At 48.8% G+C, this 7,412-nt stretch carries 6 protein-coding genes, 1 tRNA gene and 1 pseudogene; 3 read left to right on the top strand and 5 right to left on the bottom strand.

Annotation, left to right across the window (positions count from 1 at the left end; translation table 11 throughout):
• Positions 1-512, bottom strand: a 512-nt coding sequence (locus NNO02_RS01520; RefSeq protein WP_271454086.1) for a GmrSD restriction endonuclease domain-containing protein, incomplete at its 3' end; no start/stop codon positions are given.
• 440 nt (positions 513-952) lie between these two features.
• Between NNO02_RS01520 and NNO02_RS01515 the strand changes: the two genes are divergently transcribed.
• From NNO02_RS01515 to NNO02_RS01505, 3 genes and pseudogenes are all read left to right on the top strand, one after another.
• Complete coding sequence (locus NNO02_RS01515; RefSeq protein WP_271454085.1) at positions 953-2,350, top strand: TraI domain-containing protein; 1,398 nt, start codon at positions 953-955, stop codon at positions 2,348-2,350.
• Positions 2,351-2,410: 60 nt separating this feature from the next.
• Positions 2,411-3,094, top strand: a pseudogene (locus NNO02_RS01510) (ash family protein); the annotation flags it as partial.
• Positions 3,095-3,214: 120 nt separating this feature from the next.
• A complete protein-coding gene (locus tag NNO02_RS01505; RefSeq protein WP_271454084.1) occupies positions 3,215-4,177 on the top strand; it encodes a tyrosine-type recombinase/integrase in 963 nt (320 codons plus the stop codon).
• Between the two features lie 212 nt (positions 4,178-4,389).
• Here NNO02_RS01505 and NNO02_RS01500 read toward each other — a convergent pair.
• The 4 genes from NNO02_RS01500 to cutA form a co-directional block, all read right to left on the bottom strand.
• Positions 4,390-4,465, bottom strand: a tRNA-Phe gene (locus tag NNO02_RS01500).
• Between the two features lie 297 nt (positions 4,466-4,762).
• On the bottom strand, positions 4,763-5,338 hold the full coding sequence (locus tag NNO02_RS01495; protein WP_271440259.1) for a transcriptional regulator: 576 nt from the start codon (positions 5,336-5,338) through the stop codon (positions 4,763-4,765).
• A gap of 36 nt (positions 5,339-5,374) precedes the next feature.
• Positions 5,375-7,084: a protein-disulfide reductase DsbD gene (locus NNO02_RS01490; protein ID WP_271454083.1), complete on the bottom strand. Its 1,710-nt coding sequence runs from the start codon at positions 7,082-7,084 to the stop codon at positions 5,375-5,377.
• On the bottom strand, positions 7,060-7,407 hold the full coding sequence (gene cutA, locus NNO02_RS01485) for a divalent cation tolerance protein CutA (RefSeq protein ID WP_003025447.1): 348 nt from the start codon (positions 7,405-7,407) through the stop codon (positions 7,060-7,062). Before cutA ends, NNO02_RS01490 begins: the two co-directional genes overlap by 25 nt.
• Between the last annotated feature and the right edge of the window lie 5 nt (positions 7,408-7,412).

Here is a 7,412-nt window from a genome sequence, read left to right as displayed (position 1 = left end):
TCTAAATATAATATTTCAATCTGCTGACGTAAAGACATCGGTGTTTGGCCTGTATTTAACGTTAACATTCTATATAATATACCCAACCTATTAAGTCCGTTGTATATTTCCACTCTAATAGGCTGAGCAAGTAATTTATTTAATGCAGCTTCATTTTGAGACTCTTTTAACTCGGAAATTAAATCGAGAATTGTATGTGTTCGTTGAAGTCCGTCCAGAATAACTAAATCATCTTTTTTGTCATTAATCTTCGATGTAAATTCATCTGAATCGTTTTCATCAAATGATAGTTTAGATGTTAACGCTAGTACAATGGGGGGGATAATACAGTTTTTCAATAAATCTTCTTTCAAAAGTGCATAAACAGTTTTTGATGATTTAACTCTTTTCCTTTGGAATTCATTTTTATTTAGGATGTTTTTAATAAGTTTTTGATATTCATCTAGAGACATTTCTACAAGAATATTTTTTGCGTTAATTCGCTCGTCTTCCAGCAATGATTTAATCTTCATAGACTCCTCCAATCCACAAATATGATTGGTGTTATTATACTATTTCCTCCTACCACAAGGGAAGGATAACTTCATTCTTCTGTTACTCAGGCTAGTGTCGCATCTGTATGCGGTTTGGAAAGCATAACCTGATCGTGTTTACCATATGTACAATTGCCATGATTTGACGTGCTAGGTGAAGAGTTGGCCCTGCTTAACTTATTGTTTTGATTGTAAAAGATCTTAATTTGAGATTTGTTTATGGCAGAGAAATTTTTGTTTGAATAGTTGATGAAAAATGAATAGGTGCGCAATGACTTACAAAAGATGAATATTATTTATTCTTACCTAAAGTCCTTTCAGATAGAACCGAAAACTTCCACCTGCTGTAAATAATTATTTGTTGTTTTTGTGAGGCAGACAATTAGGGTTATAGTAATTGTCAACTGGTAGGTTCCACCATGTTAAATCTAAAATTCTTTCTCAGCTTAGCACGTTTGCCTATAGTTGCTCCTCATACCGCCAAGGTGACAACACCCTCTTTGCCTTCCGGTTATTTCCAACCTATGAGAGCGACTGAACTGCTTATGACAACCCGCCGCCAACAGTGGCTGCAATCGCTCTGGGATTATTCGTCTCTGCCGAAAGACATGTATCGCCAGTATTACCTTGCACCACTGGAGCATTGTGTAACGCTGATGCAGCAGTTTCCTCTTACGGAAAGTGGGCCATATGCCCGTCCCGGAGGGATGGCTGACTATATGCTGGAAACGGTATCGTATGCGGCACGGTTGTCGAAAAGCTACATGCTGCCGGTTGGCGCACCGCCTGAAGAACAGGCGGCGCAAAATGCAGCTTGGAATACCGTGATTATCTATGCGGCTATGCTGCCTTCGCTTGAATACCTTTGTCATATTCACGTTGAGCTGGAGAACGGCAAGCGCTGGTTTCCTCTGCTGGATGCGCCTCCAGAACCTTATCGCTTTCGTTTTGAACCGGAACAATCTCCGGAACGGCTGCAAAGTTTTGGCGCAATGCTGGCGTGGAAGATTATCCCTCCAGAAGCTATTAACTGGTTGAGTAGCTGGCCAAAAGCCATCAGGACCCTGTCAACGTACCTGACTGGCTTCCGGGCGCAGTCGGGTGTGGTCAATGCCATTGTGTCTGAAGCTATTCGCCTCACTGCTGGGTCGCCAGAAAGTAAGACACTGGTTGCACTGGCGGCAATGGTTCCGGTTCCAGCTGATTCATTGCAGGGTGACACGCTGCTGTCCGGATTAGCCGATAATATACCTGAGCTGGTTGCGTCGTATTCCGAAGATAATGTCCTTCCGGCAGCGGAACCTGCTCCTGCGCCTCCTGCAGATCTGGTATTACCGGATCTGCAGGAGGAACCGGATGATACTGATGCGTTGCTGGCAATGATGGGTTTTGCCAGCGTTGATGTAGCAGAAACTGGAGAAATCATGCTATCCGCAGAGTCGAACGATCCCGGTGAGGTATTCTGGCAATGGCTTGTCACGGGATGCCGTTCCGGTAGTCTGATCCCGAACAAGTCCGATGGGCGAGTTCATCTGGTCGCCGGTTACGTGTTTTTGCGTGCGCCAGGAATTTTTCACCAGTTTCTGACGGAGACGAATGCGCCAGTAGAGGATAAAGCCAGGCTTCAGAAAGCGTTTGAGCGACTGGGCCACCATCGGCAGGATAATGGCACCATGTATACCTGCCAGTTGTACCAGAATAAACAACGGGAAGGGCGCTTTCAGAAACTGAGTGGTTACCTGGTGCCTGCTAGTAAGATTTTTACGAGTGATGACAATCCAGGCGATAATCCGCTACTGATTGTTTTAAAAGAATAGTTATCTGGCCCCTCTCTTGCTGATGCTAATCAATCGCGGTATCTTCTACCCGCACCTGCAAAATCAGGGGCCGGGATTGACCTCCTGAAACACTTCACTGACGACACAAGGCATTTCTTGTGTCGTTCGCTTTGCTACATCTCAATGGTGGGCCGGGCGGGGGCGTCGAAAGATGCGCCGGTGTCAGTGAGGCCGGTAAGGTCAACCCTGTCCGGTTCCACCACCCATGAGATTGACCTCTCTGGTGGTGGGTATAAGTTGGTACTCACTGGAGGTTGCCTTATGGCTACAATCCTCGACCAGACTCACCAGTTACTCACCATTCCTTTCAGTTCCACCACCGATTTCATCGTGTTAGCCGGGCATTGCGAAAACTTTGCTGAAGCGCTGATCGAATGCGATGACCCGGTGCTGAAAATGGCGCTCTGTGGCAGGATCAACACTTGCCTGACGTTGCTACAGCCCACACTGCTTGAACCTGTTCCTCCCCATCTCGTTGAAAGTCTCACTGTTGATACTCTTCCTGCCTGTTCTTCTGGTTTCGGGCCTGAATGCACAGAGGTTTGCCAGTATTGCCTCGCTCTGACGCAAACACTCTCTGGGCAGGGGTTCTCCTCTGAAACGGAGAAATACCTTAGCTGGCTATTGTTCGACCTGATCCATCACTTCGTAGCGGAAATAAAAGCCCCACGCTGGATACGCACTGCTGAGGGGGTGAAGTTTATCGATGAGGTAGCCGCATGATGTATCAGGACAAGGGACGCTGTTGGATGAGTTGTCATCTGACACTTGCCAGTAAGATTTTTACAGGCGATAACAATCCTGAGGGTAACTTGCTACTTATTGTTATATAAGGATATTCTTATGGATGGTGTTTCCTTTGGGCTTCTTACTGAACAGTATTTTTACAGCAAATCATTACGACCGGCGACGGAGTGGAGCTACCAGAAAGTGGTTCGCTCATTCGAAGGATTCACATCGTTTAACCCTACGAAGATCGATCACCTGACGGTGCTGAAGTGGCGTCATACGGTGTTGAATGACCAGAACTGCGCGACCCGGACGTGGAATAACAAAGTTGCCCACATGAGGGCGTTGTTTAATTTCGGCATCAAGCAGGGGTTGTTGCCGCAGGCCGAAAATCCTTTTAACGGTGCGGTTGTTCGCCCGGGTACGAAAAAGAAGAAGACGCTGACACAGACGCAAATGGATGCGATGTACCGACTGATGGAACAACATCTGGAGGCTGAGACAGGGAAGGGAAACAGCAGTATGTTCAATGGTCGCAGAAATGCGCTCCTTCCGGCGTGGTTCTGGCTGACGGTGGTAAATGTGTTTCGTTATACCGCCATTCGACAGAACCAGCTTCTGCATATACGGTTGGGCGATATCAATCTTGAAGAACGGTGGATTGACCTGAACATCGAGGGGGCGAAAAACCATCGTGAACACCGGGTTCCGATCGTCTCGTCATTGTATCCGTCGCTGGAGGAACTGGTGAGAAAAGCCGGTGAGGCTGGGATGGAGTCGGACGATCAGGTGTTCAATGTGGGCTGGTTCGACCTGATGAGAAAGAGTAAGTATCCGGAGGTAATGAACGAGTATCCGCTGAGAGCGTTCTTTCGCCGTTTATCCCGGGAGTGTAAGTTTACGATCACGCCACACCGGTTTCGCCATACGGTGGCAACCCATATGATGAAATCACCTGAACGTAATTTGTACGCGGTGAAGAAACTGCTGGGCCATGTCAGCATCACATCAACGCTGGAATACATTGATGAAAGTGTTGATAGCCTGCGGGATATACTGGAAACGGAGTTGATGTAGCGGCCTGATGAATGTGTCACTGACACAATTTGACATTAACAACAAATATCTGTAAAGATCACGCACGAAAAAACAGACTTGCTGCAAACAAGTCTGTTTATCAAGAGCCTTTCTTCAACGACAAGTAACAGCGTTACATCGTGTTTTTACTGGCTCGCCTTCGTGTCCGTCAGGATTGCATCTTGCAAATCTGACCAACCGGCTTTGAATAGTGGTGCCCGGACTCGGAATCGAACCAAGGACACGGGGATTTTCAATCCCCTGCTCTACCGACTGAGCTATCCGGGCAACGGGGCGCATTAAACCGTATTCACGCATGCCAGTCAATCAAATTTCAGGAAAAGCTGCTCAACCGCTTAATATTGCGGCAATCTGTGTGTTTTTGCCTGAAGTTTGCACAAATTATCCCTGATAATCCAGGTGTAAGGGGGCACAACCATGGTGACACGTATTGCGTGCTAAATACGGTGGTTTTTGCTGATTCCAGCTGCGTGGGTGCATGGTAAGACAAGGTGAATAACAGAACATTTCGCACCACCGTGAAGATGGTGCGGTTTTAGCCGTGCGCCGGAAAGGAATGCTCGTTTAGGTGAGTGCGCCACCCTGACGACACTGAGCAAAACGCAGGATATCTTCGGCCAGACGATGTGCTGTTTCTACATCAGCATGGCTGCGATTAACCAGCATGCGACTCAGGCAGCCTTCCAGCACCAGTTCCATCTGTTTGGCGACCATTGCCGGGTCATCAACTTCCAGTGTCGTCAGCAGTTCATGTGTGAAGTCATGTGCAGCCTTTTTCTGCTGATCAGCTAACTGATGGACAGGATGGCCAGGATCGGGATAAAACGTACAGGCAGCGATGAACAGGCAACCGGGATAGCGATTATTACTCACGCATTCGGACAGTGCGTTATAGCGTGCCAGTAGTTTCTGCTCAGCACTCAGCGTGTCATCCAGCAAAAGCTGACGCCGCCAGATATCCACCCGTTGGCTGAGGTAACGCAAGGCATCGTATAGAATGGCCTCTTTATCAGGCCAGAAGCGTTGCAGTTCATCAAGTGGATAATCGACATGCTCAGCCACCATTTCCAGTGTGGTATTGGCTATCCCTTGAACCTCAAGTAATTTCAGGGCTTCTCCCAGGACATCTTCACGTTGCACGGTATTCTCCTCCGTATTTCCTTTTGCAAGTGTCGCTCACGGTTGGCGATCACGCAAATGCGCACTAAAGGTCGATGCATCCATAAAGCCCGTTACCCGTGCTTGCGGATGCTCTTTACCCTGGGCATCAAAGAACAGAATTGTCGGTAGCCCTAATACCTGTAAATGTTTAAGAAGTGCGACATCTTGTGCATTGTTTGCGGTGACATCCGCCTGCAACAGCACCGTATCGCCCAGCGCGTGTTGCACCTGTGGGCTACTGAAGGTGTACTTCTCGAACTCTTTACAAGCAACACACCAGTCAGCATACAAATCCAACATGACAGGCTTGCCTCTGGCTCGCTCCAGTGCCTGATTTAACTCGTCCACCGATGTCACTGGGGTGAAGTTCAGGTGCGTCTGGGTTTGGGCATGCGACGCACCAAATGCCCAATCCTGCAATGGTCGTACACTTACCAGCGCCGCAGCTAGCAGGACAATTTGCACGATACGCATCCAGCCTTGTTTTGCCTGCAGACTGGTGATGAACGCCCAGGAAAAGAATGCCACGCCAAGCAGTGACCACAGGCGAATGCCCCACTCATCGCCGATAATCCGCTCGAGTAAAAAGACGGGAAGCGCAAGGATGACGAAACCAAAAGCAGTCTTGACCTGTTCCATCCATGGGCCACTTTTTGGCAGTAGGCGGTTACCAAATACGGTAATCAGCATCAGGGGTAATCCCATCCCCAGTGCGTACAGATACAGCGTACCGCCTCCCAGCCACATATTCCCGCTCTGTGCGATATACAGCAAAATCGCGCTCAGTGGTGCCGTGGTGCAAGGGGAACAGATCAGTCCAGCAATCGCTCCCATTGTAAATACGCTGCCCGGAGAACCACCTTGCTGGCGATTACTCATCAATGTCAGACGTGTTTGCAGTGAGGAAGGGAGTTGTAATGTGAACAAGCCGAACATCGACAAGGCCAGCAGCGTAAAGACAATGGCAAGCCCAATCAGTACATAGGGATGCTGTAGCGCGGCCTGGAACTGTAGCCCGGCAGCCGCAACAACCAGACCCAGAGCAGTGTAGGTGAGCGCCATTCCCTGTACGTAGATGAAGGTCAGCAGCAGCGCACGCCCGGTTGATAAGCGTTGTTTACCACCGAGTACGATCCCGGAAATCAGTGGATACATCGGCAGTACACAAGGGGTAAAGGCAATGCCAATCCCGATCAGCAATGCCCACAGTGCGGAAAAAGGGAGTTGGGCGGCTGGTTGTGATTGTTCTTCCGGGGCGACTGTAACAGGCGTTGATGCAGGCGTCGCATCTGTACGAGCCATGACTTCGCTGAGTGGAACGGTTTTGGTTTCCGGCGGATAGCAAAATCCGGCATCGGCACAGCCCTGGTAAGTGACGGTCAGCGTTGCTCCAGATGCGGCCTGATTGATCGTTACTGGAACGTTCAACTGCTTACGGTAAATTTCGCTTTTGCCGTAAAACTCATCTTCATGCCAGACGCCTGGCGGCAGCTTTACCTCGGCAATATCGGCCTGTGATGGCGTAATGCTTATCTGTTTGCGGTACAGGTAGTAACCGTCTTTTACCTGCCATGAGAGGTTCAGATCATGTTGGTTTTGCTGAAAATCAAAAATAAATGCCCGGTCAGCAGGAACAAACTGCGAGCGGCCAGGCGAATCAAATAATCCGGCAAAAGTGGATGTGCTGCATAGCAGCAGGATCAGCGTAAGGATGCGTTGAGCCATGAGCGGTAATCAAAGTCTCCGTGAGTGACGGGTAAAACCAGAAGTTCAGGGGTTTGATACGGATGATGAGACTTCAGGCAATCGAGAAGTGCTTGCTGGTGCGTGACGGTGGTTTTTAAAATCATCTGGACTTCATATTCCTGCTCCAGCTTACCCTCCCAATAATAGAGAGACGTTGCACCGGGCAGCAGAGTCACGCAGGCGGCCAGTTTTTCTGCCAGTACTTTGGCTGCCAGATCCTGGGCCGTTGCTTCATCCGGGGCGGTACAAAGCACCACAACGGTATCGGGGATGGAAATATCCTGACTCTTTACATCAAGCATAAACA

This window comes from Citrobacter sp. Awk 2 (assembly GCF_028069815.1).
Classification (GTDB): Bacteria; Pseudomonadota; Gammaproteobacteria; order Enterobacterales; family Enterobacteriaceae; genus Citrobacter.
This window is presented reverse-complemented; position numbering and strand designations above follow the sequence as displayed.

Excerpts from the sequence above, each read along its gene's own strand:
- NNO02_RS01515 (WP_271454085.1), top strand. The coding sequence starts at position 953 with ATGTTAAATCTAAAATTCTTTCTCAGCTTAGCACGTTTGCCTATAGTT.
- NNO02_RS01505 (WP_271454084.1), top strand. The coding sequence starts at position 3,215 with ATGGATGGTGTTTCCTTTGGGCTTCTTACTGAACAGTATTTTTACAGC.
- cutA (WP_003025447.1), bottom strand. The coding sequence starts at position 7,407 with ATGCTTGATGTAAAGAGTCAGGATATTTCCATCCCCGATACCGTTGTG.
- NNO02_RS01490 (WP_271454083.1), bottom strand. The coding sequence starts at position 7,084 with ATGGCTCAACGCATCCTTACGCTGATCCTGCTGCTATGCAGCACATCC.